The 26,773-nt window shown below is 61.4% G+C and carries 28 protein-coding genes and 1 pseudogene; 17 read left to right on the top strand and 12 right to left on the bottom strand.

The window, feature by feature from the left end:
- Positions 1 to 4 precede the first annotated feature (4 nt).
- Positions 5 to 829: a L,D-transpeptidase gene (locus tag AC0L3N_RS05235; RefSeq protein WP_123149224.1), complete on the bottom strand. Its 825-nt coding sequence runs from the start codon at positions 827 to 829 to the stop codon at positions 5 to 7.
- A 270-nt stretch (positions 830 to 1,099) separates the two neighbouring features.
- Positions 1,100 to 1,762 (bottom strand): haloacid dehalogenase type II, encoded by a 663-nt coding sequence (locus tag AC0L3N_RS05230; protein WP_123149223.1) that lies wholly within the window; start codon positions 1,760 to 1,762, stop codon positions 1,100 to 1,102.
- Positions 1,763 to 1,916: 154 nt separating this feature from the next.
- Here AC0L3N_RS05230 and AC0L3N_RS05225 point away from each other — a divergent pair, with 154 nt between their 5' ends.
- From AC0L3N_RS05225 to AC0L3N_RS05210, 4 genes are all read left to right on the top strand, one after another.
- On the top strand, positions 1,917 to 2,795 hold the full coding sequence (locus AC0L3N_RS05225; protein WP_473546130.1) for a branched-chain amino acid aminotransferase: 879 nt from the start codon (positions 1,917 to 1,919) through the stop codon (positions 2,793 to 2,795).
- A 105-nt stretch (positions 2,796 to 2,900) separates the two neighbouring features.
- Positions 2,901 to 3,497 (top strand): superoxide dismutase, encoded by a 597-nt coding sequence (locus AC0L3N_RS05220; RefSeq protein WP_473546128.1) that lies wholly within the window; start codon positions 2,901 to 2,903, stop codon positions 3,495 to 3,497.
- Positions 3,498 to 3,700: 203 nt separating this feature from the next.
- Positions 3,701 to 4,144, top strand: a complete 444-nt coding sequence (locus AC0L3N_RS05215) for a c-type cytochrome (RefSeq protein ID WP_473546126.1) — start codon at positions 3,701 to 3,703, stop codon at positions 4,142 to 4,144.
- A 9-nt stretch (positions 4,145 to 4,153) separates the two neighbouring features.
- The gene (locus AC0L3N_RS05210) at positions 4,154 to 5,092 is read left to right on the top strand and encodes a cytochrome c (RefSeq protein ID WP_473546124.1); all 939 of its coding nucleotides are present in this window, start codon (positions 4,154 to 4,156) and stop codon (positions 5,090 to 5,092) included.
- Positions 5,093 to 5,132: 40 nt separating this feature from the next.
- On the opposite strand, the gene AC0L3N_RS05205 is transcribed toward AC0L3N_RS05210, so the two are convergent.
- Together AC0L3N_RS05205 and AC0L3N_RS05200 are read right to left on the bottom strand one after the other, a co-directional pair.
- Entirely contained in the window at positions 5,133 to 5,516 is a 384-nt protein-coding gene (locus AC0L3N_RS05205; RefSeq protein ID WP_123149280.1) for an SET domain-containing protein, read from the bottom strand.
- Between the two features lie 161 nt (positions 5,517 to 5,677).
- Positions 5,678 to 7,828, bottom strand: coding sequence for a S9 family peptidase (locus AC0L3N_RS05200; RefSeq protein WP_473546122.1), 2,151 nt, complete (start codon positions 7,826 to 7,828; stop codon positions 5,678 to 5,680).
- A 118-nt stretch (positions 7,829 to 7,946) separates the two neighbouring features.
- Between AC0L3N_RS05200 and AC0L3N_RS05195 the strand changes: the two genes are divergently transcribed.
- A complete protein-coding gene (locus AC0L3N_RS05195; RefSeq protein WP_473546120.1) occupies positions 7,947 to 8,243 on the top strand; it encodes a hypothetical protein in 297 nt (98 codons plus the stop codon).
- Between the two features lie 592 nt (positions 8,244 to 8,835).
- Positions 8,836 to 9,261 carry a Ros/MucR family transcriptional regulator gene (locus AC0L3N_RS05190; protein ID WP_023800837.1) on the top strand — a complete coding sequence of 142 codons (426 nt, stop codon included), beginning with the start codon at positions 8,836 to 8,838 and terminating at the stop codon, positions 9,259 to 9,261.
- A 139-nt stretch (positions 9,262 to 9,400) separates the two neighbouring features.
- Here the strand turns inward: AC0L3N_RS05190 and AC0L3N_RS05185 are convergent, their stop codons facing one another.
- Both AC0L3N_RS05185 and AC0L3N_RS05180 read right to left on the bottom strand, forming a co-directional pair.
- Positions 9,401 to 9,829, bottom strand: a complete 429-nt coding sequence (locus AC0L3N_RS05185) for a SufE family protein (RefSeq protein WP_123149279.1) — start codon at positions 9,827 to 9,829, stop codon at positions 9,401 to 9,403.
- A gap of 111 nt (positions 9,830 to 9,940) precedes the next feature.
- Positions 9,941 to 10,309 carry a DUF5330 domain-containing protein gene (locus AC0L3N_RS05180; RefSeq protein WP_473546118.1) on the bottom strand — a complete coding sequence of 123 codons (369 nt, stop codon included), beginning with the start codon at positions 10,307 to 10,309 and terminating at the stop codon, positions 9,941 to 9,943.
- A 534-nt stretch (positions 10,310 to 10,843) separates the two neighbouring features.
- On the opposite strand from AC0L3N_RS05180, the gene AC0L3N_RS05175 reads away from it, so the two are divergent.
- The 3 genes from AC0L3N_RS05175 to AC0L3N_RS05165 all read left to right on the top strand — a co-directional run bounded on the left by AC0L3N_RS05175 (position 10,844) and on the right by AC0L3N_RS05165 (position 13,749).
- Positions 10,844 to 12,580, top strand: a complete 1,737-nt coding sequence (locus AC0L3N_RS05175; RefSeq protein ID WP_473546116.1) for a PAS domain-containing sensor histidine kinase — start codon at positions 10,844 to 10,846, stop codon at positions 12,578 to 12,580.
- A complete protein-coding gene (locus AC0L3N_RS05170) occupies positions 12,555 to 13,322 on the top strand; it encodes a peptidoglycan-binding domain-containing protein (protein ID WP_123149215.1) in 768 nt (255 codons plus the stop codon). Before AC0L3N_RS05175 ends, AC0L3N_RS05170 begins: the two co-directional genes overlap by 26 nt.
- A gap of 79 nt (positions 13,323 to 13,401) precedes the next feature.
- Positions 13,402 to 13,749 (top strand): DUF1491 family protein, encoded by a 348-nt coding sequence (locus AC0L3N_RS05165; protein WP_123149214.1) that lies wholly within the window; start codon positions 13,402 to 13,404, stop codon positions 13,747 to 13,749.
- Between the two features lie 149 nt (positions 13,750 to 13,898).
- Here the strand turns inward: AC0L3N_RS05165 and AC0L3N_RS05160 are convergent, their stop codons facing one another.
- The 5 genes from AC0L3N_RS05160 to AC0L3N_RS05140 all read right to left on the bottom strand — a co-directional run bounded on the left by AC0L3N_RS05160 (position 13,899) and on the right by AC0L3N_RS05140 (position 19,687).
- The gene (locus AC0L3N_RS05160) at positions 13,899 to 14,918 is read right to left on the bottom strand and encodes a hypothetical protein (protein ID WP_123149213.1); all 1,020 of its coding nucleotides are present in this window, start codon (positions 14,916 to 14,918) and stop codon (positions 13,899 to 13,901) included.
- A gap of 528 nt (positions 14,919 to 15,446) precedes the next feature.
- A complete protein-coding gene (locus AC0L3N_RS05155; protein ID WP_123149211.1) occupies positions 15,447 to 15,995 on the bottom strand; it encodes a DUF1254 domain-containing protein in 549 nt (182 codons plus the stop codon).
- Positions 15,988 to 16,572: a DUF1214 domain-containing protein gene (locus AC0L3N_RS05150; protein ID WP_123149210.1), complete on the bottom strand. Its 585-nt coding sequence runs from the start codon at positions 16,570 to 16,572 to the stop codon at positions 15,988 to 15,990. Before AC0L3N_RS05150 ends, AC0L3N_RS05155 begins: the two co-directional genes overlap by 8 nt.
- Before the next feature lie 118 nt (positions 16,573 to 16,690).
- Positions 16,691 to 18,850, bottom strand: a complete 2,160-nt coding sequence (locus AC0L3N_RS05145; protein WP_473546113.1) for a transglycosylase domain-containing protein — start codon at positions 18,848 to 18,850, stop codon at positions 16,691 to 16,693.
- 198 nt (positions 18,851 to 19,048) lie between these two features.
- Positions 19,049 to 19,687, bottom strand: a complete 639-nt coding sequence (locus AC0L3N_RS05140; protein ID WP_473546111.1) for a TetR/AcrR family transcriptional regulator — start codon at positions 19,685 to 19,687, stop codon at positions 19,049 to 19,051.
- A gap of 171 nt (positions 19,688 to 19,858) precedes the next feature.
- Here AC0L3N_RS05140 and AC0L3N_RS05135 point away from each other — a divergent pair.
- Positions 19,859 to 21,413: pseudogene (locus tag AC0L3N_RS05135) on the top strand (trimethylamine methyltransferase family protein).
- Positions 21,414 to 21,555: 142 nt separating this feature from the next.
- On the opposite strand, the gene AC0L3N_RS05130 reads toward AC0L3N_RS05135, so the two are convergent.
- Positions 21,556 to 21,882 (bottom strand): cupin domain-containing protein, encoded by a 327-nt coding sequence (locus tag AC0L3N_RS05130; protein ID WP_473546109.1) that lies wholly within the window; start codon positions 21,880 to 21,882, stop codon positions 21,556 to 21,558.
- A gap of 362 nt (positions 21,883 to 22,244) precedes the next feature.
- On the opposite strand from AC0L3N_RS05130, the gene AC0L3N_RS05125 reads away from it, so the two are divergent.
- The 7 genes from AC0L3N_RS05125 (at position 22,245) to AC0L3N_RS05095 (ending at position 26,633) form a co-directional block, all read left to right on the top strand.
- Positions 22,245 to 22,493 carry a hypothetical protein gene (locus tag AC0L3N_RS05125; RefSeq protein WP_473546107.1) on the top strand — a complete coding sequence of 83 codons (249 nt, stop codon included), beginning with the start codon at positions 22,245 to 22,247 and terminating at the stop codon, positions 22,491 to 22,493.
- A gap of 13 nt (positions 22,494 to 22,506) precedes the next feature.
- Positions 22,507 to 22,773, top strand: coding sequence for a DUF1488 family protein (locus AC0L3N_RS05120; RefSeq protein WP_473546105.1), 267 nt, complete (start codon positions 22,507 to 22,509; stop codon positions 22,771 to 22,773).
- A 135-nt stretch (positions 22,774 to 22,908) separates the two neighbouring features.
- Entirely contained in the window at positions 22,909 to 23,319 is a 411-nt protein-coding gene (locus AC0L3N_RS05115; protein ID WP_473546103.1) for a DUF3168 domain-containing protein, read from the top strand.
- Positions 23,320 to 23,495: 176 nt separating this feature from the next.
- On the top strand, positions 23,496 to 23,795 hold the full coding sequence (locus AC0L3N_RS05110) for a hypothetical protein (protein ID WP_473546101.1): 300 nt from the start codon (positions 23,496 to 23,498) through the stop codon (positions 23,793 to 23,795).
- Between the two features lie 120 nt (positions 23,796 to 23,915).
- Positions 23,916 to 24,581: a response regulator transcription factor gene (locus AC0L3N_RS05105; protein ID WP_473546099.1), complete on the top strand. Its 666-nt coding sequence runs from the start codon at positions 23,916 to 23,918 to the stop codon at positions 24,579 to 24,581.
- Positions 24,565 to 26,016, top strand: a complete 1,452-nt coding sequence (locus tag AC0L3N_RS05100) for an ATP-binding protein (protein WP_473546097.1) — start codon at positions 24,565 to 24,567, stop codon at positions 26,014 to 26,016. The genes AC0L3N_RS05105 and AC0L3N_RS05100 overlap by 17 nt, the downstream gene beginning before the upstream one ends.
- Before the next feature lie 176 nt (positions 26,017 to 26,192).
- Positions 26,193 to 26,633, top strand: coding sequence for a hypothetical protein (locus AC0L3N_RS05095; protein WP_258118304.1), 441 nt, complete (start codon positions 26,193 to 26,195; stop codon positions 26,631 to 26,633).
- The last annotated feature ends 140 nt before the right edge of the window (positions 26,634 to 26,773 follow it).

Here is a 26,773-nt window from a genome sequence, read left to right as displayed (position 1 = left end):
CAGCTCAGAAAATCGAGTCCGAGATCGTTCTTGCCGGGCCGAGCAGGATCGATCCTTCCGGGACGCCCGCATCGATCGGAATGGCTTTGCGGTCTGCCGTGGCAACCAGCTCCTGACCGACACCGGCGGTAACGACCACCGGCGTCTTGTTGGGCACGCGGTCGTAGAGATCGATGATGTCCTGATTTATCAAGCGAACGCAGCCGGATGATACCGATTTGCCTATGGAGAACCACTCCGGCGAACCGTGCAGGCGGTAAAGCGTGTCCTCGTTGCCCTCGAACAGATACAGCGCCCGCGCGCCGAGCGGATTCGTCAGCCCGCCGGGCATGCCGCCATTCTCGGCGCTGTATTTTGCGAGCTCGGGCTGGCGGGCGATCATTTCGGCCGGCGGGGTCCATTTCGGCCACTTCTGCTTCCACTGGACGACGGCATCGCCAGACCATTCGAAACCGGCGCGACCCAGCCCGACGCCGTAACGAATGGCTTTTCCGCCCGAACGCACGAGATAGAGGTGGTGGCCAGCCGTATCGACGACAATGGTGCCGGGCCGTTGGCCGGTCGGATCGGGAACGATCTGACGCAGAAATTGCTCGTCGATTTTCTCGAACGGTATGCCCGGGAGCTCGAACCCACCGTCGCTGACCGGAGCGTACATTGTTGCATAGTCCAGGAGCGGCGGCTCGACGTTGGCTGGCGGCGGCGGCTCGACCGGCTGCCCTCCCACCGTGGTGCAGGCGGAAACCGCAATCGAGGCGGCGCCGAGTGCAGCGGCGTTGAGAAAGCCGCGACGGCTCAGGCGATAGGACTCGATTTCGGTTGTGAACATGGTTGCCTTTTTTTAGGTCTCAAATCGAAACAAACATCAATACGCCGATCAGTACGGCGCCAGCCCTACCAATGCCCGGCGCGATAGGCGGTTCCGATTCTGGCCTGAGGGTGGACAAACAAAGGCAAAGCTGTGACGGTTCCGCCCCTGTTGCGCCGAGGCAACAGGCCTACAGCGCCGCGCGTCCATTTGGATGCGTAAAGGACGCTGTAGCACCCTTAATTTGCGCATGATCCTTTGCAAATCGATTCCGATTTTTGGGGTCATGTGTCAGCCTCCGGCCAGCAAGCCTTCGAGCGAGGGCAGGATCAGGGCCGGCGGAAAATCCCGATATTCCTCGGGCTGGTCGGAGCGGTTGATCCAGACTGTCCGGAAACCGAATTTGGTGGCGCCGGCGACGTCCCAGCGGTTGGATGACTGAAACGACACCGCATCCGGATAGAGGCGCCAGCCTGTCGTGACCATGTCGTAGACCGACGGATCGGCCTTGAAGCGCTTGACGGCATCGACGGAATAGATGTCGTCAAGAAACTGGTCGAGCGCGGCCGATTTGACCGCCGCCTCCAGCATTTCAGGCGAGCCGTTGGAGAGGATCGCCAGCTTGGCGCCAGACCCCTTGAGCGCCTTGAGCACGGCCGGCACTTCCGGATAGCAGTCGAGCCGCCAATAGGCGTCGAGCAGCTTGGCCCTGAGCCCCTTGTCCGCCGAGGGAACCTTGCGCAGCGCGAAATCGAGCGCCTGCTCGGTGAGTTGCCAGAAATCGGCGTAGGCGCCCATCAGCGTCCTGACCCAGGAATATTCCAGCTGCTTGGCGCGCCATATCTCCGACAGGAGCTGGCCATCCGGCCCGATCTGGTCGGCATGACGGCGCACGGCGGCATGGACATCGAACAGCGTGCCGTAAGCGTCGAAAACGTAAGCCGCGTGGTGCATGGTGACAGTTTTGCGGCGAGGCAAGGCTAGGCGCAAGCACAGATTGCAGTTCACATAGCGCTGGCCTCAACAAATCTCAGCGATGCCCGTTGACGGCAGACGCCAAAGCATCTTCCAATGGCGACACAGGACAGTCTGGAACGGACACCAAGCGATGACACTGGCGACTGCGGCGCAATCCGCGACATGGACCTTTGTGGATGGCGACTGGTACGAAGGCAACGTCGCCATCCTAGGGCCGCGCAGTCATGCCATGTGGCTCGGCACCAGCGTGTTCGACGGTGCCCGCTGGTTCGAGGGCGTCGCCCCCGACCTCGACCGCCACGCCGCGAGGGTAAACGCTTCGGCGATCGCGCTTGGTCTCAAACCATCCATGAGCGCCGAAAAGATCGTCGGGCTGACCTGGGACGGGCTGAAGAAGTTCGACGGCAAGACGGCGGTCTACATAAGGCCGATGTACTGGGCCGAGCATGGTGGCTATATGAGCGTGCCGGCCGATCCGGCCTCGACCCGTTTCTGCCTTTGCCTCTATGAATCGCCGATGATCCCACCGTCGGGCTTTTCGGTCACCGTCTCGCCGTTCCGGCGTCCGACCATCGAAACCATGCCGACCAACGCCAAGGCCGGCTGCCTTTATCCCAACAACGGTCGTGCCATTCTCGAAGCCAAGATGCGCGGCTTCGACAATGCCTTGGTGCTCGACATGCTTGGCAATGTCGCCGAGACCGGAACCTCGAACATTTTCCTGGTCAAAGACGGCCATGTCCTGACGCCGGCGCCGAACGGCACGTTCCTGTCCGGCATAACCCGCTCGCGGACGATGATGCTGCTTGACGAGTATGGGTTCAAGACCACCGAAAAGACGCTGTCGGTGCGCGATTTCCTCGAAGCGGACGAGATATTCTCGACGGGAAACCATTCGAAGGTCGTGCCGGTCACCCGCATCGAGGATCGCAATCTTCAGCCCGGGCCTGTAGCCAAGAAGGCGCGCGAACTCTACTGGGATTGGGCGCATTCGATTTCGACCGGCTGACTGGCGAAAAAGCGAACCGGCGCTTCATTCCGGAGTTGCTCCATATCAATCCAGACCTATGTTAGTCCAGTATTGCACCGGATTTTTCCACGAGGAGTACGACCGATGGCTTTTGAACTGCCCGCCTTGCCCTATGACTACGAGGCTTTGCAGCCTTACATGTCGAAGGAGACGCTGGAGTATCACCACGACAAGCACCACAAGGCCTATGTCGACAACGGCAACAAGCTTGCTGCCGAAGCCGGGCTCGGCGATTTGTCGGTCGAAGAGGTTGTGAAACAGTCCTTCGGCAAGAACCCCGGGCTCTTCAACAATGCCGGCCAGCATTACAACCACATCCATTTCTGGAAGTGGATGAAGAAGGGCGGCGGCGGCAACAAATTGCCGGGCGCGCTGCAAAAGGCGTTCGACAGCGACCTCGGCGGCTATGACAAGTTCAAGGCCGACTTCATCGTCGCCGGAACCACTCAGTTCGGTTCGGGCTGGGCCTGGGTTTCGGTCAAGGACGGCAAGCTGGCGATCTCGAAGACGCCGAACGGCGAGAACCCGCTGGTCCATGGCGCGACGCCGATCCTGGGCGTCGATGTCTGGGAGCACTCCTATTACATCGACTATCGCAACGCCCGGCCGAAATATCTCGAAGCCTTCGTCGACAGTCTCATCAACTGGGACCATGTCCTCGAGCTCTACGAAAAGGCATAGGCCTAACTGAGTTGCAAGAAAGCCCCGGCAAAACCGGGGCTTTCTTTTTGGCTCAAGGGATCGGCCGCCCTTTTCCAGCACAGAACGATCGTCGCGAAAATTCACACAAGCGTGAGGCGAATTTCCGGAATTTTTAAGCCAATTTTGCCGTTACCAATCAGTCGGACCTTCACCCGAAACATCTTCACCATGGAGCCAATTGAATGAGAAAGCTTATCCTCGCCATCTCGATGCTCGCCTTCGCCGGTTCGGCGGCATTCGCCGATCCGATCCAGGACCGCCAGGCCCTAATGAAGGAACGTGGAAAGATCGCCGGCCAATTGTCGAAAGTGGTCAAGGGCGAGACCCCTTATGACGCCGCGGCCGTGCTGGTGGCGTTGAAGGCGCTGCAGGCGAACGCCGAGAAATTCCATGCAAACGTCGAGACCCTTTTCCCGGCTGGCAGCGAAACCGGCGACACCACCGCTGCCCCCAAGATCTGGGAGGATATGGTCGGCTTCAAGACGGTTGAGGAAAAATATCTCGCCGACGTCAAGGCGGCGGCGGCCGCCGCCCCTGCCGACGTTGATGCCTTGAAGGCGGGGTTCAACACCATAGGCGGCGATTGTGGCACCTGCCACCAAACATACAGGACAAAGAAGGGCTGATAGCGGGCGATGCGCCGGCTGAAAAAACTCGTCGGCGCCGCCCTCCTACTGGGCGCCGCCGGCGCTGTCGCCGGCTGGTTCCAGTCGGCGCCGGTCAGGCTCGACACTGAGACCCTGGCGCAACTCGGCCCCGGCGATGCCGCCAGGGGCAAGCGCGTTTTTAAAGCCGGAGGCTGCACATCGTGTCATGCGAAGCCAGGCTCACAAGGCGATGCCCGACTTCAACTGACAGGCGGTCTCGAACTCAAGACGCCGTTCGGCACCTTCGTGCCACCGAACATCTCGCAGGATGCCAAGGACGGTATCGGCGCCTGGACGGTCGAAGACCTCGCCAACGCAATGATGAAGGGGGTGTCGCCGAGCGGCGAGCATTTCTATCCGGCGTTTCCTTATGCATCCTACGCGCGCATGAAGCCGGCCGACATTGCCGATCTCCATGCCTTCCTGAAAACGCTTCCGGCGGTCGCCGGCAAGGCGCCGCCCAATTCATTGGGATTCCCGTTCAATATCCGTCGCGGCATCGGGCTGTGGAAGCGCCTCTATTTGAGTGACAAGCCGGTGGTTTCCTTCCCCGATGGCACGCCGGATCCGGTGATGGCCGGCCGCTACCTGGTCGAAGGGCCGGGCCATTGCGGCGAATGCCACACGCCGCGTGATTTTGCTGGCGGCACCAGGAAGAGCGAGTGGCTGTCCGGAGCCACTGCTGCCGAAGGCAGCGGCATCGTGCCGAACATTACTTCGGGTGAAGGCGGGCTCAGTGACTGGTCGGAGGCCGACATAGCCTACTTTCTCGAAACCGGCTTCACGCCGGATTTCGATTCCGTCGGTGGCGCCATGGTCGACGTGCAGAGAAACATGGCCGAACTGACGCCCGAGGACCGGGCGGCAATATCAGCCTATCTGAAGGCCATACCGCCGCATCCCAATGGCTATCCGGCGCGCAAGTAGCCTTTGAGCTGACGCGAAAACCGGACGGGATGGCGGCGCGTCAGCGGTCGCCGAGGAAATCGAAGCCGGCTTCGAAGAAATGATTGTAGTCGCAGGTCATCTCCTCGCCGGGCGCTATGTCACGCAACGCATATGTCTCCTCGGGTGTGGCGACGTCGCAATTCGGGTCATCGGCATGGTTCATGTAGCGCGCGTCGTCGGCTTCGAAAACGATGTAGTTCGGGTCGCGCCGGTCGGGGTAGGAATAGCGATCGAGATAGGCTTTAACCGACCCGGTTTCGCGCTCATAGACCTCGACGGGGATACGCCGGTCGTAATTGGGATCGAGCTTCCAGACCAGTGTGCCCCGTGGGATGTGGTTCTTGGCAAAGACACCGATGCCCTGGATGGGCGATTTGTCGAGATAGACGTCGACGAGCAACATGGCAGACCCTTGACTTGACTGGATGATTTTGGCGGCGCGGCTGCGAAAAGCCGCGCATTGGGTAGCGCGCGGCCATCGCAATTGCGAGCGGAAAATCAGCCAGGCCATGACCCGAAATCGGAATCGATTCCCCGTTGGGGATCGTGCGCAAGATCAAGCTCCTACAGCGCCCTTTGCGCGTCCAAAAGGGTGGGCGGCGCGGTGGTGGAAAGGTCGGCCCTGCCCGCCACCTTCAGTGCAAACACATATGTGAAGGCGATTTCCTCGAGCCTGGAAAACCGGCCGGATGCGCCGGCATGGCCGGAGTCCATGTTGATCTTGAACAGCACCGGATTGTCGCCGGTCTTGCGGTCGCGCAGCCGCGCTACCCATTTGGCCGGCTCCCAATAGGTGACACGCGGGTCGGTGAGACCGGCAAGCGCCAGGATCGGCGGGTAGTCGAGCGCCCCGACATTGTCATAGGGCGAGTAGGCGGCGATCGTCCGGTAGTCTTCCGCCGAAGCGATCGGGTTGCCCCATTCAGGCCATTCCGGCGGCGTCAGCGGCAAGGTCGCGTCGAGCATGGTGGTCAGCACGTCGACGAACGGAACCTCGGCGACGATGCCGCCGAAGCATTCCGGCGCTATGTTGGCGATCGCGCCCATCAGCATGCCGCCGGCCGAGCCGCCCTGTGCGACGATGCGATCATGAGCGGTGTAGCGCTCGGCGACGAGGTGGTGTGCGACCGCGATGAAATCGGTGAACGTGTTCATCTTGTGCGCCCGCTTGCCGTCGTCGTACCAGCCATAGCCCTTGTCCTTGCCGCCGCGGACATGGGCAATCGCGTAGACGAAGCCGCGGTCGACCAGCGAAAACAAATTGGTGTTGAAGGCGGCCGGGACCGTGATGCCGTAGGAGCCGTAGCCGTAAAGCAGGCAAGGCGCTGATCCGTCGAGCGGCGTGTCGCGATGGTGGATGAGCGAGATCGGCACCAGTTCGCCGTCGGCTGCGGGCGCCATCAGCCGCCGGGTCACGTAATGCTCCGGGTCGTGACCGGACGGAACTTCCTGGGTCTTCAGCAGCACGCGCTTGCGGGTCCGCATGTTGTAGTCGAAGACCTGCGCCGGCGTTGTCATGGACGAGTAGGAAAAGCGCATGATCTCGGTGTCGTATTCATAGGATCCCGACAGGCCGAGCGAGAAGGCTTCCTCGTCGAAGGAGATGAGGTGTTCCTCGCCGCTCTTGCGGTCACGCACGACGATGCGCGGCAGGCCTTCCTTGCGTTCAAGCCTGACCATATGGTCCTTGAAGCCGATCACCGAAAGGATTAGCCGGCCCGCTTCGTGCGGCACCAACTCCTGCCAGTTGGCGCGCACCGGGTCGCTCGCCGGCGCCGTCATGATCTTGAAATCCTTGGCGCCGTCGGCATTGGTGAGAATGAAGAAGGTATCGCCGCCTTCTTCGAGATCGTATTGCAGGCCGGTCTCGCGCGGCGAAACCAGCTTCGGTTCGGCGAATGGCTCGCTGGCGCTCATGATGCGGTATTCCGAGGTTTCGTGGTCGTTGATGCCGACCATGATCCATTCGTTGGAGCGGGTGCCGCCGACATTCATGAAGAAGCCCGGATCGGTTTCTTCGTAGATCAGCCGGTCGTTCTCAGGACTGTCGCCAAGGGCATGGAACAGCACCTTGGAAGGACGGTGGTTGGGATCGAGGCGGGTGTAGAAAAATCCGTCATTTCCGGCATCCCACACGCCGCCGCCACCTGTGTCCGGGATCCTGTCCGGCAACTCCTTGCCGCTGGTAAGATCGCGCACACGAAGCGTGAAGAATTCGGAGCCCTTATCGTCGAACGCCCACAGGAGCTTGCCGTGATCGGCCGAATGGTCGACGCCACCGAGGCGGAAATAGGCCTTGCCCTCGGCCTCGATGTCGCCGTCGAGCAGGATCTGCTGGTCGCCGCCATCGCGCGGCGTGCGGAAATAACGCGGCTGCTCGCCGCCAAGCTTGAAGGATGACCCATAGGCGTACGGCCCATCCTTCATCGGCACGGAAGAATCGTCTTCCTTGATGCGGCCCTTCATCTCTTTGAAAAGCTGCTTCCGCAACTGGGCGGTGTCGGCCATCAACGCCGCCTGATAGGCGTTCTCGGCTTCGAGATGGGCGCGGATCTGGCCGTCGAGCAGGGATGGATCCCTGAACATCTCTTGCCAGTTGTCGGCTCTCAGCCAGGCATAGTCGTCCGTCCGGGTTACCCCATGATGGAGATCGAAGACTGGTCGCTTCTCTGGTTGCGGCGGGCTGACAGTTGGAAATGCTGGGGTTCGGGTCATTGCGTCTCGCTGTGGAAGTTACTTGAATGGCGAATGAACACGCCGATCAGTGCAGGTTCAAGGGCTGGACAATATGTTTGCGCCGGGCCCCAGAAGATGAGCCGGAGGAGAGGGAAAAATGAAATTCCGTTTTCACGTTGCTGCGGCTTCCGCCGTCGCTTCGACAGTTTTGGCCTTTACCGGCCAATCTCATGCAACCGTGTTCGCAGCTTGGCAAGTGACCAACGTTCCGTTTGGCGACACGCTCAACGTGCGCAAGTATCCGGCGGGATCGTCCCTGAAGCAGGCCGCCTATCCCAACGGTGCCGTTTTGCAGATGACCGGGAAATGCACAGGCGGCATAAACCTGCTCGACATCGCCAAGCAGGCGCGCTACAGCGCCGCGCGTCCTCTGGACGCGCAAAGGACGCTGTAGCACCTTTGAATCTGCGCATGATCCTTTCCGAAAATCGATTCCGATTTTCGGGGTCATGCGCTTGAAGCATCCGCTATCGCTGGTACGAAGTCTGGCATGATCCGGCACAGAACGGCAATTTCGTAACCGGCTGGGTCTACGGAAAATACATCACCCCACATTGATGGATCACTGCCGGTCCGCGGTGCTGATTTCCGGCTTGCTTGCAACAGCAAATCGCAACCTATGGTTTTGCGGACTCTGAAAACAACCAGCTAGCCTGCGCCACAACCAAGCATAGCCAAGCATTGAGATTTTTTTTACTGGCTCTCATGGATGTAACGGCAACTCGACCGGGCGTCCGCCGCTGCTGGTCTGCCCAGAAAATATCGCAAAGTTACAGAGTGCACGAAAGGTTGAAGCTGATCGTCGAATATTTTATTGCCATCGATGAATACAGCGCAAGAAGCGAATTGACTTACTTGGTTTAGTGGCTCATTAGGATGCTGCGACGCGAATCGCAGAGGCTCTTTCCTGCAAAAATTTCGCGCGATGCCCGACCTGTCAAAAATAGGGCGCAGATAGAAACAACTCACGTTGGGGCCAGGAAGCCATGGATATTATCGAAACACCTTCCAGAAATAGTGATGCGCTGATCGAATTGACGGCCGACGTCGTAGCCGCCTATGTCAGCAACAATCCGGTGCCGGTCGGCGAACTGCCGAGCCTCATCGCCGATGTCCATGCCGCCCTCGGGCGCGTGGGCGGGGCCAGTGAACAGCCTCCTGCCGACAAGCAGAAGCCGGCAGTAAACCCGAAACGCTCCGTCCATGACGACTACATCGTATGTCTTGAAGACGGCAAGAAGTTCAAGTCGCTGAAGCGTCACTTGATGACCCACTACGGTCTGACGCCGGACGAGTATCGTGAAAAATGGGGCCTGGACGCAAGCTACCCGATGGTTGCTCCCAACTATGCTGCCGCCCGCTCCCAGCTCGCCAAGAAAATGGGTCTCGGCCGCAAGCGCAAGGGGCGCTGATATCGGCTCTTCCCAACGTGGGTTGAACGATCAACGGCGCCTCCGGGCGCCGTTTTGGTTTCGGAGCATTGCTGGAGCAGCCGATATGCGTTGCGTCATGTGCGGGCTCTCCGTCATTCGGGGCAATCGCGCGGCCTAATCAGGCGGTCTGCCTCAACGCCGCCTCGGCGTCGCGTTTGATGCGCTTGACCATGGAACGAAGACCATTGGCGCGTTGCGGCGACAGGTGCTCGTCGAGGCCAAGTGCCCTCAGCGTGGCTTCCGCGTCGGTTTTCTGGATCTCGCTGGCAGGTCGTCTGGAAAACAGCGCCAGCATGATAGCGACAAGGCCGCGCACGATATGGGCGTCCGAATCACCGGCGAAGGTGACGACTGGGTCGGGACCCGGTCCATATTCGGTGGTCAGCCAGACCTGGCTGACGCAGCCGGGCACCTTGTTGGCAGGGTTGCGTTCCTCATCGGGAAACGGCGGCAGGGCCTCGCCCAGTTCGATCACATAGCGATAGCGGTCTTCCCACTCGTCAAGCAGGGAGAAGTCGTCGCGGATCGTTTGGATCGTCGTGGTCATCACCTCGGATATAGTCATCCGGCGACGCCGCGTCACGGAAAAAGAGGAAAACACCATAGGCGACGACGGGCGGACGGCCTATGGTGCAGTGACAGATGCGCTAAAAATATCTTAGTTTTTCGCCGGCAGATCGATTTTCGCCGGCAAGTCGATTTTCGCGGGCAACACGATGTCTTCGGGCACGCTGCCGGTCATTGTCGCCGTGTCTGGTTCGCCGGTCTTGTCGTCCAACATGGCGGCCGCGATCTTGGCGGTCTCCTTGGCCCGGGCGGTGATCGTGTGCATTGCGGACTTGCCGGTCTCGCAGACATCGGGCCTGCGCTCGCATATGCCGGCAATGTCGCCGACGGCTTCGCGTGCCGCAAACAACGCCTGGATCGGCCCGACGCTTTGGTGGCCTGTCTCGTCGGAGCCGACATTCAGCGGCAGTGCCAGAAGCACCAGCGAAAACCAGAAAGCCATTCTGATCAGAAAGCCCATCTGTATGCCCTCATCTGTGACCGGATCATGCATTCGTGCGGCATGACCCCTTATGGGTACGATAGTGGCATAGACGCGCAAAGGACGGCTTGCCCGGTCAGCGAAAATTTTCCTCAAATTTTAGGCAAATTCGAAACGAAGCATTTTGCAATGGATTTGTCTCAAATCCAGCCGATTTTCTTTACTTGAGGTTAACCATCCATCTAATTGTTTTCCGTAGTGATTTCCCCGAAACGCAGCGTGCCGGTGGCGACTGTCGGAGGCGAAAGGGCGGTTCGCCCGGATAACGCTCCATTTACTATGGCTGCAATTGCCAAGGTTTTGCCGCGCCGGCCTCCCAATATTTGTCTCAGGCCGGGCATTGATCGGTTCCTGCCTTATCCATTCCTTAAACGCTGGATGCGAGTTTCAGATCAACAAAAGCAATCCTGCGAAGCAGGGCAGTTCACGACCAGGTGCGAGTGCGTTGAGTTGAGTTCGATAAGGGCCAGATACGTTGAGTTGCCCGGCGCTATGGCAGCCGGTTGCGAACGTATGGTTCATCCGTCGATCCTCGGACAGAACGACCGCCGGTGCCAGCGCCGGTTTATCGGTGTCATGCTGGCCGCTCCGTTCTTTGCGGCAGGCGCAGCGGTCACGCTGGTCACCTCGGGCATGGGCGCGGCCGTGACCATGGCTGCGATCTTTGCGACTTTCGGCCTCTGCTGGTTTGCCGCCTTGCTGGTGGCGGCATCGGGCAAGATGGCGTTCGCCGGCCAGGTCGCCCTGGTGATGGGCAGTCTTGCTCTTGCCGGTGTCATTGCCGCGGCGGACGGTCTGGCCTCGCCGGTCGCCATGCTTGTCGTGGCGCTGCCGTTCGAAGCCTGGTGGATCGGGGCGTCTCGTCGCGCCGCACTCTGGGGCGCCATAGCTGCATTTGTCGCTATCCTGCTGCAGGCTTTTGCCGGTTCAGGTTTCCCGTTCAGCCCGGCGGAAATCACCGCTTGGCATTGGCTGCTGCCGCTGGGTTGGACGCTCACCGTCGTTCCGCGCGTCGCGAGACTTGGCAATCCGGCCGGCGCGCGTCTTGATCCGGCGACCGACGATCGGCTCGAAAACATCATTGACGCCGTTGTCCTGCGGGCCGGCAGGCATGGCGAGGTTCTGGATGCGTCGGCAAAGGCGCGCACGATCCTGAAGCTGCAGCCGGAACTGCTGTCCGGTAGCGGCCTGTTCGACCGCATCCATCTGTCCGATCGCGTCGCATACCTCAGCGCGCTGGCCGATATGCGCGATGGCGCGTCGGCGCGTCGGCTCGATCTTCGCGTCCGACTGCCGCAAAACGGCAACGGCCCAATGGCGGACAATTACCGGCCGTTTTCCCTTGAGCTGATGCGGGCGGAGCAGGAGGACGTCTTCGCGCTCGTCCTGCGCGAGAACGACGAACTCGTCGGCTTGCGCGAAGAGCTTGCCGCTGCGAAAGAGGCGACCGCGTCTGCCGAAGTGGCGAAGGGACGGTTTCTGGCGGTCGTCAGCCACGAGCTTCGCACGCCGTTGAACGCCATCATCGGTTTTTCCGACATGCTGCTGCATGAGATGTTCGGCACCTTCAAGGATCCGCGCCAGAAGGAATATGTCGGCCTGGTCAAGGAGTCCGGCCAGCATTTGCTTGCCGTCGTCACCTCAATACTCGACGTGTCGAGGATCGAAGCCGGCGCCTATGCAACCGAGCCGGAACCGTTCCGTTTCGTGGAAGCGGTCGAAATGTGCCAGTCGATGATGCGCTTGCAGGCCGAGGCAAAGAACATCGATCTGCAGGCTCAGATCGCACCGGATGCCGGCGAGATAAACGCCGATCGTCGTGCCGTGCAGCAGATACTCATCAACCTAGTCTCCAATGCCATCAAATTCACGCCCGATGGCGGCGATGTCGTCGTCGGCGCCAAGCGGATCGGCTCGCGACTGCATTTCTGGGTCAGGGACACCGGCATCGGCATCGCCGAGGAAGACTTTGCCAATCTCGGCAAGCCGTTCATGCAGATCCAGAACGACTATACGCGCCGCTTCGAGGGAACCGGGCTCGGCCTGTCACTGGTGAAGGGCCTGGTGGCGCTGCACGAGGGCACGATGTCGATCGAAAGCATGCCGGGCGAGGGCACCACGGTCACGATCAGCTTGCCGGTGAACGGACCGAAGGGACGTTCGACGGACAAGCCCGGCGTGCTGCCAATGCCTGCGGCGAAGGCGGAGACGAAAGGGGACAGGCATGGCTCGCTCCGCAAAACAGCCTAAGACGGTCAAGCGCCGCGGCGATGCCTTCCAGGGTGGCGCGGTCGCGGTCGGCAGCCTGATCTCGCGCAATCCGGTTCTGGTCGGCGGTTCGACCGCCTTCCTGGTGACGCTGTTGTACGTCTCGGCGAACGCCCTGTGGTATCAGCCTTTTCCTCATGCCGGCGCGTTTTTCGCGACCAGGAGCATAGAGAACTTTCCTCAAGCAGGCGCCGACGAGCCCGAAACCACTATCAACATCGTGCGGCCGGGCTTGGCCCCGATCAAGAGCGATCCGGTCGTCGAGCAGATCCAGGGCATATTGAAGGACCTGGATTTCTATTCCGGCACGGTCGACGGCATTTCTGGCCCCAACACGCGTAAGGCCATACAAGCCTATCAGCAGAAGGTCGGGCTCAACGCTTCCGGTGAAATCGACAGCGTTCTGCTCGATCAACTGGGCGCCACGCCAACCGCCTCGACGGTCGTGCCGCATCCGGCACCTCGTCCGGACGACCTGGCCGCGATTCCCGTCTCCGCTTCGGCGCCGGCAGATGCGCCGGCGCAGGCACCCGACGCACGTATCATCAAGATCCAGGCTGGGTTGAAGGCATTCGGCAATGACGATATGCAACTCGACGGCGTGGTCGGGGCCCGCACCAAGGCAGCGATCAGGGAGTTCCAGTCGCTGTTCGGGCTGCCTGAGACCGGCGAGCCCGACGAGGTCGTTTACGTCAAGATGCGCGAGATCGGCCTGACCAACTGATGGGCGGAGGCGCGCGGTTCTGGTTTCACCCAAACGCAAAGCGCTCTAAGTACCGTCCGATGTCGTCCAGAATGCTGCTATGCGCATAACCACCGATCTGTGGGTATCGGCCCTGTTGCGCCGGGTTTTCGGCGCCGGCGGCTTTGCCGCCGTGGTCAAGCGCGGCGCAACCGAGGCCGGCGCCGTCTTCGTGCTGGCGCGAGGCCGCATGGGCGAGATTGCCTTGTTTGGACCGGCGCCGCAGACGAGCTACGATTCAGCCAAACCCGACGACCGATTCTTCAGTTTGCTCGGCGCCGGCGAGGATGCCGCCGTTTTTGACGCACAACTGGAAAGGGAGAAGAAATTCGATCCCGACATCTGGGTCGTCGAGATCGAGGCCGGCGCTGTTCCCGTCGAGGAACTTATTTCCGTCAAGTCGCTCTAACGATATGCATGAAAACAAAGGCTTAAAGCGTTCGCTTGAATCTCTTTCAGACCCGACGCGCCTTAATGCATGTCGCGCAAAAGTGTGCAGCGGTTTTGCGATAACGGCGTGCATAAAACAACAACCTGAAGCGCGTCGCATGAGGCCGGTCAAACGCGACGCGCTTTAGGGCTGGCGGCAGCATTGTCGCTGTCCGCTTTGCGGATGTCGGCGTTTGCCGCAACCGGTCCGGCATTGCGAATGGCCTTCGACAGTGTCTCGGCCTTCCAGCCGCGTAGCCTGTCCAGCGCTGCGTCGCGATGCAGCAGTCGGTAGCGGTCGAGGAAGATGCGAATAGCCTGCGGGTGCGGAAACTCTGTGGGATAGACGGCGACGGTGATCAGGAACGCCCTCTCTTCGCCGAGATCAAGCGCGCGCAGGGCGGCTAGAAGCGACGTGTAGTTCTGGTTTGCGGTGAGCGACCGCGCCGTTGAAAAATCGATTTCGAGCGCGTCGGCCAGTGCTGTCTGGAAGAATGCGACATTGCCGGTCAGCGCCGTCTCGCGCAGTTTGACATAGGTTTCAGCGCCGGCGAACGGATTGACGGTCGCGCCGCCGCTCTCATCATCGGCACGCATCATCGACCGCAGCCGGCGCCGTGCATTCTCGGCGGCGGCGCCGGGCACATGCTGGCTGTCGGGGCTGGGCGCGATGACTTCGGCGCTTTTAGGCGCCGTCTTGGCGACCGCCTCCTGCTGCCGCACGCTCACCAGCGTCGGCTTTTCAAGTGCCCTGATCAACTGGGCGATGGTCGGGTTCAGATCCTTGCGGCGCGCGATGGCGCGCGCATGCGGCAGGCCGTGCCGTCCGATCAGCGCGACGAGGTCGATATCACTCAGCGCGCGCGAGCGGATGAGCAACGGCGCGGCAACGTCGACCGGCTCCCCGCAAAGCCGCCGGACCAGCGCAGTGGGTGCGTATTCGCATTCGGAAAGGGCGGCGGCGACATAGCGGCGCGATTCGACCGACACATTGGCGAAAAGCGGAAGCGTCAGATCCTCAAGTTGTGCGATCTCCCGGCGCGAAGGGCGGGTGAGCGAACAGAACGCCGACACCGCCGCGCGGAACAGCCTTTCGGCCTTTCCCGATTCAGCCCGTATAGCGATTTGCCTGAAATCCGAAGCTGACACGAAGGATACGCCTGACACTCGACACGATCTGGACCATGCTCGACCGGGACTGTGTCGGTTTCGCATTTGCCTCGGGTCAGGACTTCCTGACCTCAGAACAAAGATCAAATTAGCGGCGATCCGTTAGCGTTCCGTTAACCTACTGCCGTCCTTAATCAGATTGGAGGCGTTGCGTTGTGCTCCGGGGCAACCGAGAGGAATGCACGAACCATGGGCATGGTACTGTCTTTCGTGCCGCGAACGGCGGCAACCAATCGAGCAGAACGAAACACCGGAACGCCGGCGGCGGTGATCATTTTCCCAGGCGTCCGCTACGAGCCACGGCAGCTGACGGGCGAGACGCGGCCAGGCGCGGGTCCAGATAAGCCGGGCTCGTCAAGGACGATGCCGGGATCGTCGGGGACGCTGCCTGTTCCGCATCATTAGAGCGCCGCGCGCCCTGTTGGGCGCGCAAAGGACGCTCTAACACTGTAAAAGAGCGCCGCGCACCCTGTTGGGCCGGAAACCGGCGGCATATTTCGGTTGACGTCAGTAGGCCTGCAGTTCGCAGGAACTCTGCTCGAGAAACCGCGACACGACCGGCTTCCAGCTGTCGTCGGGCACAAACGAGCGGATGACGAACATGCCTTCGTCGACGGGCACCTCGACGAAGATTGCCCCTTGCAATTCCTCCGGGAGCTCCTTGCGGATCTCGATCATCTGCGCCGGCGTCAGTACGATACTGTCCAGCACCCTTCCGGTCGCACTATGGTCGTTGAAGGAGTAGATGTTATGGCCGCTGCGGTCATAGACCGATACGGACCAGAACGGGACGTTTCCTGGTGCCTTCACCCGAACCATCCCTTCTGACAGATCGAACCGGCAAGCAGCCGCATAAAACAGCGGATCGACGGATTTTACCACCGGCGTACCGCCGGCCTCGGCGTCCAGCCTGGTCATCCTATAGAGGTCCGAGGCCATGGCCAGCCGCGACCACGCATCACGTTCGGAAAATTCCGGGACGAGCAGCAGCACGACGATGTGCACGATGCCGGCGCCCAGCAGGCCGAGCAGGATCGCGTGCAGCAGCCTACGCATTGCAGCCGACCTTCAGGATCTGCGGCAGCGTGATATCCGAAAGACCCGTGCTGCTGGCGATCGGCGTGTCGTAGAATGTCAGCACGAAATACATCCGGCCGAAGCCGCCGGAAAGCAGCCAGTTGCCGGGTGTGGGGCGGTTGCTGACGGAAATCACTACCGAATTGTCGGGTTGGCGCAGAACCTGGTGTGATTGAAGTGCCGCAAGCCTTGGCTTGCCGGCCTTGACCACCCCGAGCGATTGATCGGCGGCATAGAGGGTCCAGAACCGGGCCGCGGGAAATCCACCTTCGATTTCATAGGCGCATTGGCGTTTCAATTGTTCGCCACCGGAATCGCGCTCGGCGATAAAGGACAGGCCTTCTGCCTGCCCGAGTGCAAGGATACCCTCGCGCGCCACGCGGGCTTTCGAATAAGGATCCGCCGCCCTCGTGCCGATATCGGGGAACGCTGTCCATGGGCCGATCCTGATCGCGCCGATGCCGCCCTGCGTCTTGAGAGCGTACCAGACGCTGCCGCCGCCGCCGCCGATGGCTATGGCAAGCGCGAGGAGCGTCAGGAATGCGTTCTTGAGCATGAAGAGCCGCGGGAAAAAAGAGGAGTGCCGCCCGGGGATATCGCGGGGCAGGGGGCGATGGCAAGCGGACCTCTGTGGAATTGCCGGCGCGAGCATGCCCTGGCTCGTCGTGCCGGCGTCAAAGCGCCGACAGGGTCTCCGGCGTCGCAGGCGCCTGTAGGACGGGCGCTGACTGGAACAGTCTTGTGATGTCCCTGAGCGCCCGCGTTGTTTGGCTGGACAGCACCGGCGGGCGCTCGGCGGCAGTGTCGGCCGCTGCCTGCTCGGCATTCTTCTTTTCCGCTTCCTCGGCCTTGGCGGCGATCTCTTCGTCGACGAAGGGATGATCGAGACCGGGGATCGGCTTGAGGTCGATATTCTGGTGCGCATAGACCATCAGCCGCTGCCAGACCATCGCCGGCAGCGAGCCGCCGGTCATGTTGTTGGTCGGGGTGAAGTCGTCATTGCCGAGCCACACGGCAGCCGTGTAGTTGCCTGTGAATCCGACATACCAGGCGTCGCGGTAAGACTGCGTTGTGCCGGTCTTGCCGGCCGAAACGATATTGGGAAGAGCAGCGCGCCGCGCCGTGCCCATCACCGGCACCGCCGCCAGCATGGTGTTCATAGACTTCAGCGCCTGTTCCGAGAGCACACGGTGCGGCGGCGGCGCATCTTTGGCGAAATCGTAAACCACCTCGCCGGTACGGGTGACGAGTTGGGTGATGCCATGCCGGGAGCCGACGAAGCCGTTCTGGGCAAACACGCTATAGCCTGTCGCCTGGTCCATCACGGTCATGCCCGATGTGCCGAGCACCATCGTCTTGTGCGATTCGAGCGGCGATTCGACGCCCATGGCTTCCGCCATCGCCTTGATCGGCTTGATGCCGAGATGATTCTTGGCCAGCCGCACCGGCACGGTGTTGACCGATTTGGCCATCGCCGTGATCAGCGTGACCTTGCCGGCGCGTCCGTCATTGTAATTGTGCGGCGACCAGGCACCCCAGGAGATCGGCCCGCCGGAAACGACGGAGTCCGGCGTGAAGCCGTGCTCCATCGCCGTTGCGTATACGTAGGGTTTAAACGATGAGCCGCTCTGGCGCAGCGCCTTGGTGGCGCGGTTGAACTGGCTGGCACCGTAGTCGCGGCCGCCGACGATCGCCCTGACTGCACCATTGGTTTCGATGACCACCATGGCGCCTTCGGTGACGTTGTATTCCTTGCCGAACTGGCGGAGATGGAATTCCATAGATTCTTCCGCCGCCTTCTGGATGTTGGCGTCGAAAGTGGTGTGAGCGACCAGCGAATGCTGGCCGGACTTCGCGGCGATCTTCTTGACCTCTTCGAATGCCCAGTCGAGGTAGTAATCCGGGCTCTTCTGCTCGCCGCGGTCGACGATTTCAGCCGGATTCAGCCGCGCCTGCAGCACCTGACCCTCGCTCATGAAGCCGCCTTCGACGAGATTCGACAGCACCACATTGGCCCGCGCCCTGGCAGCAGGCAGGTTGATGTGCGGCGCGTATTTGGTCGGTGCCTTGAACAGGCCGGCCAGCATCGCCGCTTCGGCGAGGTTCACATCCTTGACGCTTTTGCCGAAATAGAAATCGGCGGCCGCTTCGATGCCGAACGTGCCGCCGCCCATATAGACGCGGTCGAGATAGAGCTGCAGGATTTCCTTCTTCGACAGATTGGCCTCGAGCCACAGCGCCAGGAAGGCTTCCTTGACCTTCCGCTCCAGCGTCCGTTCATTGGTCAGGAACAGGTTCTTGGCCAGCTGCTGGGTGATGCTCGAGCCGCCCTGCACCACGGAATTCGCCCGCACATTCGCGAAGATCGCGCGCGAAAGGCCGAGCGCATCGATGCCGTAGTGATCGAAGAAACGCCGATCCTCGGTGGCCAGCACCGCCTTGATGACCTGGTCGGGCATCTCGTCGACCGGCACCGAATCGCGCTGGATGATGCCGCGCTGGCCGATTTCATTGCCGTAGCGGTCGAGGAAGGTGATGGCGAAATCGCCTTGGGCACGCCAGTCGCCGGCGGTTTCCTGGAAGGCCGGCAAGGCAAGCGCCAGCATGACGACGATGCCGCCGGCGCCGAGGGTGAAACCTTCGCTCAACAGTTCGATGATGCCGCGGCGCCAGCCGGAGACGCGGAAGCGCCGGAAAAAAATCGTGGCCGCTTCCCAGAACCGGCGCGCCTTGAAGCCGATCTCGTAGAGCGAGGAATCGAACCACGCATCCGCTGCCAGCAGTCTTGCGGCAATCGGACCTCTTCTTTTGCGTGGTTTCAAAGGACTGGCCATTCCAGGATCCGGCTGCGGCTACGCCTCTCACTGAGAAACTGCATGCGGGCAATTTCAGGGCGGCGCGCCAGCCAAGACTATTCGTCCATTTTGGCCCCGCTCACAAGGGCGAGGGGGACTTTTGCGGCACGGATTGTCGATGCGAGGGGTAGGGGCCTGCAACCTCCACAGCCTTGGCACCTCGCATCCGCTTTCAAATTACCGCGCCGCGATAAAGCGCATGAAATGTGCCACGTCGGCGTCGCTTGGCTCCTGGCCGGTGAAACTGCGCAGATAGGCGGCGAGATGACTGACTCTCGCCTCGACCGGTTCCTTGAGGTCGAGCACATAATAACCGATCTGCATGTAATAAAGGACACGGGCGCGGATGAAGGCATCCTCTTCGTCGTAGCCATGCCGGCGATACATGTCGCGGATCGCGCCTAGCCGGTCATTGTCGGCTTGGTCGATGGCCCGGCGCACGTCGTCGGAGCGACGCGCCCATTCTCGGATGGCGAAGTCGAGCCTGGGATTGAACAGGCGCTCGTCCGCCCAGCATTCGAACACGTTCATGACGCCCATGATGATGCTTTCGGCTGGCCGCTGCGCGCGTTCGACGATCGCCCTGGTGTTGGTGTTCCGCCAATGGGCAAGCAAGTGGTCGAGCAGATCCTGACGGCTCTCGAAGTACCAGTAAAAGCTTGAGCGCGAAACGCCGAGCTTCTGGCCGAGCGGCAGCACGCGCACGCTTTCGATGCCGTCTGAAATCAATGTCTGGAGTGCAAGATTGATCCAGTCCCAGCGCGTCACCTTGATGTTGCCGGGCGCCGGCTCGTCCTGCGGAGCAATCATGATCATGGCCGCACAATAGGCATGAGGCGAACTGCATACAACCGTACTAGACACATATGTACAGTGCAAGTATCCTGCCCGCCTCAACGAACTGGGCCGAGCGGCCGGCGCGCGTCATAGCGGCTTCTCCCTACGATCCCCAGCGCCAGGGCAATACGGCAATGAGGAGTATCCGCCATGATCGATGACGCCGCACGTGATCTCAGGCGCGAACGCAGGCGCGGACGAACCGGCGAGGCCGGCAGCGAGACCAGCCGCCGGCCGGACTATCGTTCGCTGAAGAACCCGTTCCTGCCGCAGCCGATCTTTTCGGCCGACCAGGTCGCCGCGATACATGATACGGCGCTGCGCGTGCTCGAGGAACTCGGCGTCAAGGTGCTGCTGCCGGAGGCGCGCACCATTCTTGCTCGTGCCGGTGCGCTGGTCGACGAAGACAGTCAAATGGTGCGCATCGGCCGCGACATTGTCGCGGCGGCGTTGGTCTCTGCGCCGAAATCGATCCGGGCGCACGCTGGTGACCGTGCCCGCGACCTGACGCTCGAGCTTGGCTCGATGACGTTCCTGGCGGGGTCCGGGGCGCCGAACGTCACTGATCTAGAGCGCGGCCGGCGGCCGGGAACGCTTGCCGCTTTCAAGGATCTGATCCGCCTGGTGCAGCATTTCGACGTCCTGCATATGCTGGGACCTTGCATCGAGCCGCAGGACATCGACAACCGTTTCCGCCATTATGCCGTCAACCGGGCTCAACTGACGCTCTCCGACAAGTTACCGTTCGTCTTCGCGCGCGGCACGCCGCAGGTCGAGGACGGCTTCGAGATGCTGCGGCTGGCGCGCGGCCTGTCCGAGGCCGAATTCCGTTCGGGCGCTCATTGCTACACCGTCATCAACACCAATTCGCCGCGTCAGCTCGACAATTCCGATGGCGCAAGGCATCATCGACTTTGCCAAGGCGGGGCAAGTGTTGATCATCACGCCCTTTTGCCTGGCCGGCGCCATGGCGCCGATCACGGTGGCCGGCGCCCTGACGCTGCAGCACGCCGAAGCGCTGGCCGGGCTGACGCTGGCCCAGAATGTGCGACCGGGCGCGCCGGTCGTCTATGGTTCGTTCTCCTCCAATGTCGACATGAAGTCGGGGGCGCCGGCGTTCGGCACGCCGGAGCACGTCAAGGCCACTCTCGGCGCCGGTCAGCTTGCGCGCCTCACCGGCCTTCCCTGGCGGTCCGGCGGCGGCAGCGCCGCCAACATATCGGACGCGCAGGCGGCCCATGAAACGCAGTTCGCTCTGTGGGGCTCGGTGCTTGCGGGTGCAACGGTCTGCATCCATGCCGCGGGCTGGCTCGAAGGCGGCTTGAGCGTTTCATTCGAGAAGCTGATCACCGATATCGAGGCACTGCAGACGGTCGCCGAACTCTGCGCGGCGACGCCCGGAGACGAGGCCGCGATCGGCTTCGAGGCTATCGCCGAAGTGCAGCCGGGCGGGCATTTCTTTTCGGCCGGGCACACAATGGCGCGCTACCGCACCGCTTTCTACGAGCCGCTGGTCGCCGATTGGTCGAATTTCGGCAACTGGACGCAGGCCGGGTCAAGAACCGCCACGGAGCGCGCCACCGGCATCTGGAAACGGCTGCTGGCCGATTTTCGGCCGCCGGCTTCCGCCGCTGCCACATCAGGTGTTCTCGACGAATTCATAGCGCGGCGCACGGAAGAGGGTGGCGCAGCACCGGTGTCGTGAGGATCAGTGCAGTCCCTGCTCGAATAGGTGGCGGCCGTGAGCCCTAACCATATCCGGGCCGTGGATGCTGCGCCTTGCCCTTTCGGCGGTCATCCCGTTTCGTTCGTCTATCGCTGCGAAATCGGGCGGAGGCGCTGCGCCGTCATCCGCTATCCTCGGCGCGGATCGTTGCGGCGGGGCGGACGGACGTCAGTCCAAAACGAGCGCAGAGGTCTGGAACACTCTCGAAGTCCATATCCAGTTGGTACTTTCGTAAAAGTTCGCCGGACTTTGTCCTGTCGGGCCAGATCGCTGCCAACTCGCGGAAATAGTTCTCAAACCCCGCCGGCGAAATTACTTCGATAATTTCGCACGGTGTGTCGCCAGCGTTCCAGAACGTATGCCACTGGCCCCGCGGCTTGAACACCCATGTGCCCGGCCCGGCAGTAATGACGTCGTCGCCAAGCAATGCGCCCAGATTGCCGCTCACCACATACGATCGCTTGTTGAGAACCAGGGCCTGTCGGACGAGGAGGCGGTGGATGCCATGCTCGTCCTCGTCCGCAGCGTGAGCTCGAGTTTGCTGGACCGCCGAAGCAAGAAACCGTCAGCCTGAAGCCAGCGGGGCCGGCGCGGGCCGTTTTCCGATCTAGCGCTGATTGGAGCGGGGTATATGAGCAGTCGGTACGGCATTTGGGGTCGGTGCGAATGCAATTTCTAGTATTATTTCATGATGTCTTTCAGACATTTGATCAATCAAAAACATTTGTGAAAATTGGTTTTTCCGTTCCGAGTTCCTATTTTAGGTGAGAAACTAATTTTCATCACCTCAGCGAAAAGGAGATTTTATCGATGGCGGAACTCAATCAGAATATCATGGAAAAAGCTGAGGCGCGCTTCATGGAGAAGCAGAAGAAAACCGCGGAGCGAAACCAGGCTACGGCCGAATATATTTCCGAGGCCAAAGCCAGGACTATCAAGACCGAAAGGTTGCGGGCGCTGCGGCTGGCCAAGGAAGAGGCCGACCGTGCGGCGGAAGCCCTCAATCCCGTCGCTCCCAAGAAAAAGCGGGCGGCAGTCAAGAAGGCGGGGGCCGCTTAACGGCGGTCAAGTCATGAGCCTGACATTTCCAAATCTAAGCCGAAGCTACGACGAGGCGAGCCGACGGATCCGCTTCGTCGGTTATGACGGCATGTCCCAGATTTCTTTCTTTATCCATGCAGACGCCATCTCGACGGCACCGCCGGGGACGGCGACAGCCGAAGCCACGTATCTCGCCGCCTTCGATTCGGCAGTCGGTCCCATACATGACGTCGCAAGGAATGCTTATGCCCGCACCGGCAAGAGCATGTATGTGCTGACAGCGGCCGATTTTCGATAGATCCCGACCGTCCGCGCGATCGGGACCTTGGAAATCCAGTGATCTGGCGCCAGAACGTCAACGCGGCTACGCTGCAAGCGGAAATCGCTGTCGGGGTGAAGGCCTGTTCAGCCGTGACGGGCGAGGGAGAAGACGATGACCGCGCCCGCCGCCGCGCTGCAGAAGGCCTTGTTCGAAGCGTTGGACGGTGATGGTTCCCTGTCAGTGGCATTGGGCGGCGCAAAACTGTTCGATCATGCCCCGGAAAATGTCCCATTTCCCTATGTCACCTACGGCCGGACCAGCGTCTACGACTGGACAACCGGCTTGGAGAACGATGCCGAGCAGCTTTTCACGCTGCATTTCTGGTCGAAGTCCGAGGCCAGGAAAGAAATGCTCGATGTGATGGACCTTGTCAGCACCCGCCTCCAGGATGCGGCGCTTGCGCTCGACAAGCATCACCGCATCAAACTCAGGCTCGAATTCACCGAGGCCCGTTACGACGAGGACCTTTCAGCCTATCACGGGCTGCTGCGCTTTCGCGCCGTGACGGAAGAAAACGCCTGACGCGCTTTCAATCTGGCTGCAACACAGTCTAGACTGGCGCTTGGATGAGTTTGCCGGGTTGGGGCGGCCAAATCATAAGGTCGGTTGTCTCGCGTTTCAGGGGGGTGAGATAGGCATGTGTTGCAGGCGTTCACTGTTCATTTCACGTTCAGCACCGATGCGTTAGGACGCTGATCATGAAAACGCTTCGCTCCCATTTCCGAACCGCGACATTGGCGCTCTGCGCTGCCGGTCTGTTCGCGTCGCCGGCGGCGGCGCTGCCGGTCGTCGTGCCCGAGCAGAACCGGCCGATCGTCCTGGCTTCTTCCGACTGCTACGCGATCGGTCAGCAGGTTGCCGAGCAGAATGGCGGCACGCTGGCCAAGGCGTCGCAGTCGACGCGCGGTGGCCAGCCGGTCTGCGTCATCGTCGTGCTGGTCCCGGGCAAGGACGGGCAGCGTCCGCGCCGCACCGAGATCGTCGTTCCGCTGAACTGATCCCTCCCGTTTCCCAAGCGCTGGAATCGGCCTATATCTGACGCCCAGCTTCTCAACGGGGCAGCTCTTCAACAGGCCAGATCTTCAACAGGCCAGATCTTCAACAGGTATGATCCCCGCATGCGCGTACTCGTTGTCGAAGATGAGAAGGATCTCAACCGGCAGATATCGGACGCGCTGGTCGATGCCGGCTATGTCGTCGACCGGGCTTTCGACGGTGAGGAAGGGCATTTCCTCGGCGACACCGAACCCTATGATGCCGTGGTGCTCGACATTGGCTTGCCGCAGATGGACGGCATCAGCGTGGTCGAGCGCTGGCGGCGCGGCGGCCGCAAGATGCCGGTCCTGATTCTGACGGCGCGCGATCGCTGGAGCGACAAGGTATCCGGCATCGACGCCGGCGCCGACGATTATGTCACCAAGCCGTTCCACATCGAAGAGGTGCTGGCCAGGGTCCGGGCGCTCATCCGGCGCGCGGCTGGCCATGCGTCGTCCGAGCTGACATGCGGGCCGCTGCGGCTCGACACCAAGGCCTCTAAGGCCGATGTCGCCGGCGTGCCGCTCAAGTTGACGTCGCACGAATTTCGCCTGCTTGCCTATTTGATGCACCATATGGGCGAGGTCGTGTCCCGGACCGAGCTGGTCGAGCATCTCTACGATCAGGATTTCGACCGCGATTCCAACACAATCGAGGTCTTTGTCGGGCGGCTTCGCAAGAAGATGGGCATCGACATGATAGAAACCGTTCGCGGCATGGGCTATCGAATGCGTGAGCCGGAGGCGTAAGGCGGAACCGCTCAAACAGACTGCAAGAACGCCGCTTTCACTGCGGTTCTGGCCGCGTTCGCTGGCGTTCCGGGTGATCGCCTTTTCCACGGTCTGGGCGATACTCACCCTGATTGTCATCTTCACTCTGATCACGACCCTCTATCGCCAGGCGAGCGAGCGCGGTTTCGACAGCTTGTTGTCGGCGCATCTGTTCAACCTGATCGGCTCGGTCGGCGTGTCCGAAGGCGGTTCGCTGACCGGCGCTCCCGACCTTGGCGATCTTCGGTTCTCGGAGCCGAATTCCGGTTGGTACTGGTCGGTGGAGCCCGCGTCGGAAGGCGTGCGCGGTGAGCTGCACTCCTCCTCGATGACCAAGGCGATCCTGTCGCCAAGCGTCGCCGAGGTTCCTTTCAATGCCAGCTTCCAGCGCAGCTATGCGACAGAAGGCATCGATGGCGAGGAACTGGAAGTGTTCGAGAGCGAATTCGTCCTCGACGCGAAAAATCGCGCAGCGCGCTTCCGTGTCATGGGCAACAAGACCGAGCTCGAGCAGGAGATAGGCGCCTTCCAGCGTCGCCTGCTGACCTATCTTTCCCTGTTCGGCGTCGGCATGATCGCCATCAACGCCATCGCGATCCTGTTGGGCCTGCAGCCATTGCGCCGGGTCAGGAACGCTCTCGCCATGGTGCGCGAAGGAACCGCGCAAAGGCTCGACGGTCGCTTCCCGGCCGAGATCGAGCCGCTCGCCAACGAGACCAACGCGCTGATCGAAAACAACAAGCGTATCGTCGAGCGCTCGCGGACGCAGGTCGGCAACCTCGCCCATTCGCTGAAGACGCCGCTGGCGGTGCTGATCAATGAGGGGCGGGCGCTCGGCGGCGCCAAGGGCCAGCTCATAGCCGAGCAGGCCGCCTCTATGCAGAAGCAGGTTGACCATTATCTGCAGCGCGCCCGCGTTGCGGCGCAACGCGACAGCGTCGTCTACCGCACGCCGGTGGCGCCGCTGGTCCAGCGCATGGTGCGCGTTCTGCAAAAACTCAACCCGCAGACCGCTCTCTCGCTTTCGCTGCCGGCAGTCGATATCGTCTTTGCCGGCGAACGCGAGGATTTGGAAGAATTGCTTGGCAATCTGCTCGACAACGCCATGAAATGGGCAAAGAGCGCGGTCGCCGTGTCGGTGGCGCCAATCTCTGGCAAGAAGAGTGGCGTCGGCAAGGAGGGTGCTGTCAATCTGTTCGAGATCAGCATCGAAGATGACGGCCCGGGCATTCCCGAAGACGAGGCGCGCGAGGCGCTGAAGCGCGGACGGCGGCTTGACGAGACAAAGCCGGGGACCGGGCTTGGACTTGCCATTGTCGCCGACCTGGTCAACGAGTATGGAGGCGTTCTGGCTCTGGAACGGTCGAGCATGGGCGGGTTGAAGGCGGTGGTTCGATTGCGGAGCCTTCACTAGACTTATGCTTTTGCTGGGCCAGTCGACATTGATCGACGGTGCGTGATATTGCGGCATGTCGACTGGTCCCGGAGCCGTCGGCCGCGGCCAAATTTCCGACAAACATCGACACTATGGCCACGCCGACTTCCCCGATGGCGCGGCCCAGCTCTAACTCAAGAAAACCGGTTGTTGGCATGAAGATTCGCGTCGCGCTCGTTTCCGCACTGCTGGCCGTTTCCGGCTGCACGACGCTGGGCAAGAGCTCTGGCCCCACGGTGGCGCCGCAACCGGCCGCCACGCCGCCAAGTGACGGCAAGATCGCGACGACGATCATTTCCGCCATGGGGGGCGGCCTCGTCAGCGGATCCATCGGTACCGGCTTGAGCGATCCGGAAAAGCGCAAGGCGCTGGAAGCGGAATACAGGGCGCTCGAGTACACGGCGAGCGGCCAGAAGGTGACATGGAAGAGCGATCGGTCGGCGCATTACGGCGAAGTCGTGCCCGCCCAGCCCTATCGTGTCGGCTCGCAGGACTGCCGGCAATACACCCATACGGTCTTTACCGGCGCTGCCGGCGCCACCGCGCGCGGAACCGCTTGCCGCAACGCCGATGGCAGCTGGACGCCACTGACGTAACGACCGGCCGGATAATGCATGTCGCGCAAAAGTGTGCAGCGGTTTTGCGATAACGACATGCATGAAAACAACAGCCTAAAGCGCGTCGCATGAGGCCGGTCGAACGCGACGCGCTTTAGGTCCGGTTGACATCAATCAAG

It is taken from the genome of Mesorhizobium sp. WSM4807, assembly GCF_055811615.1.
Note: the sequence above shows the minus strand (reverse complement) of the source record. Positions and strands in the feature narration are given on the sequence as shown.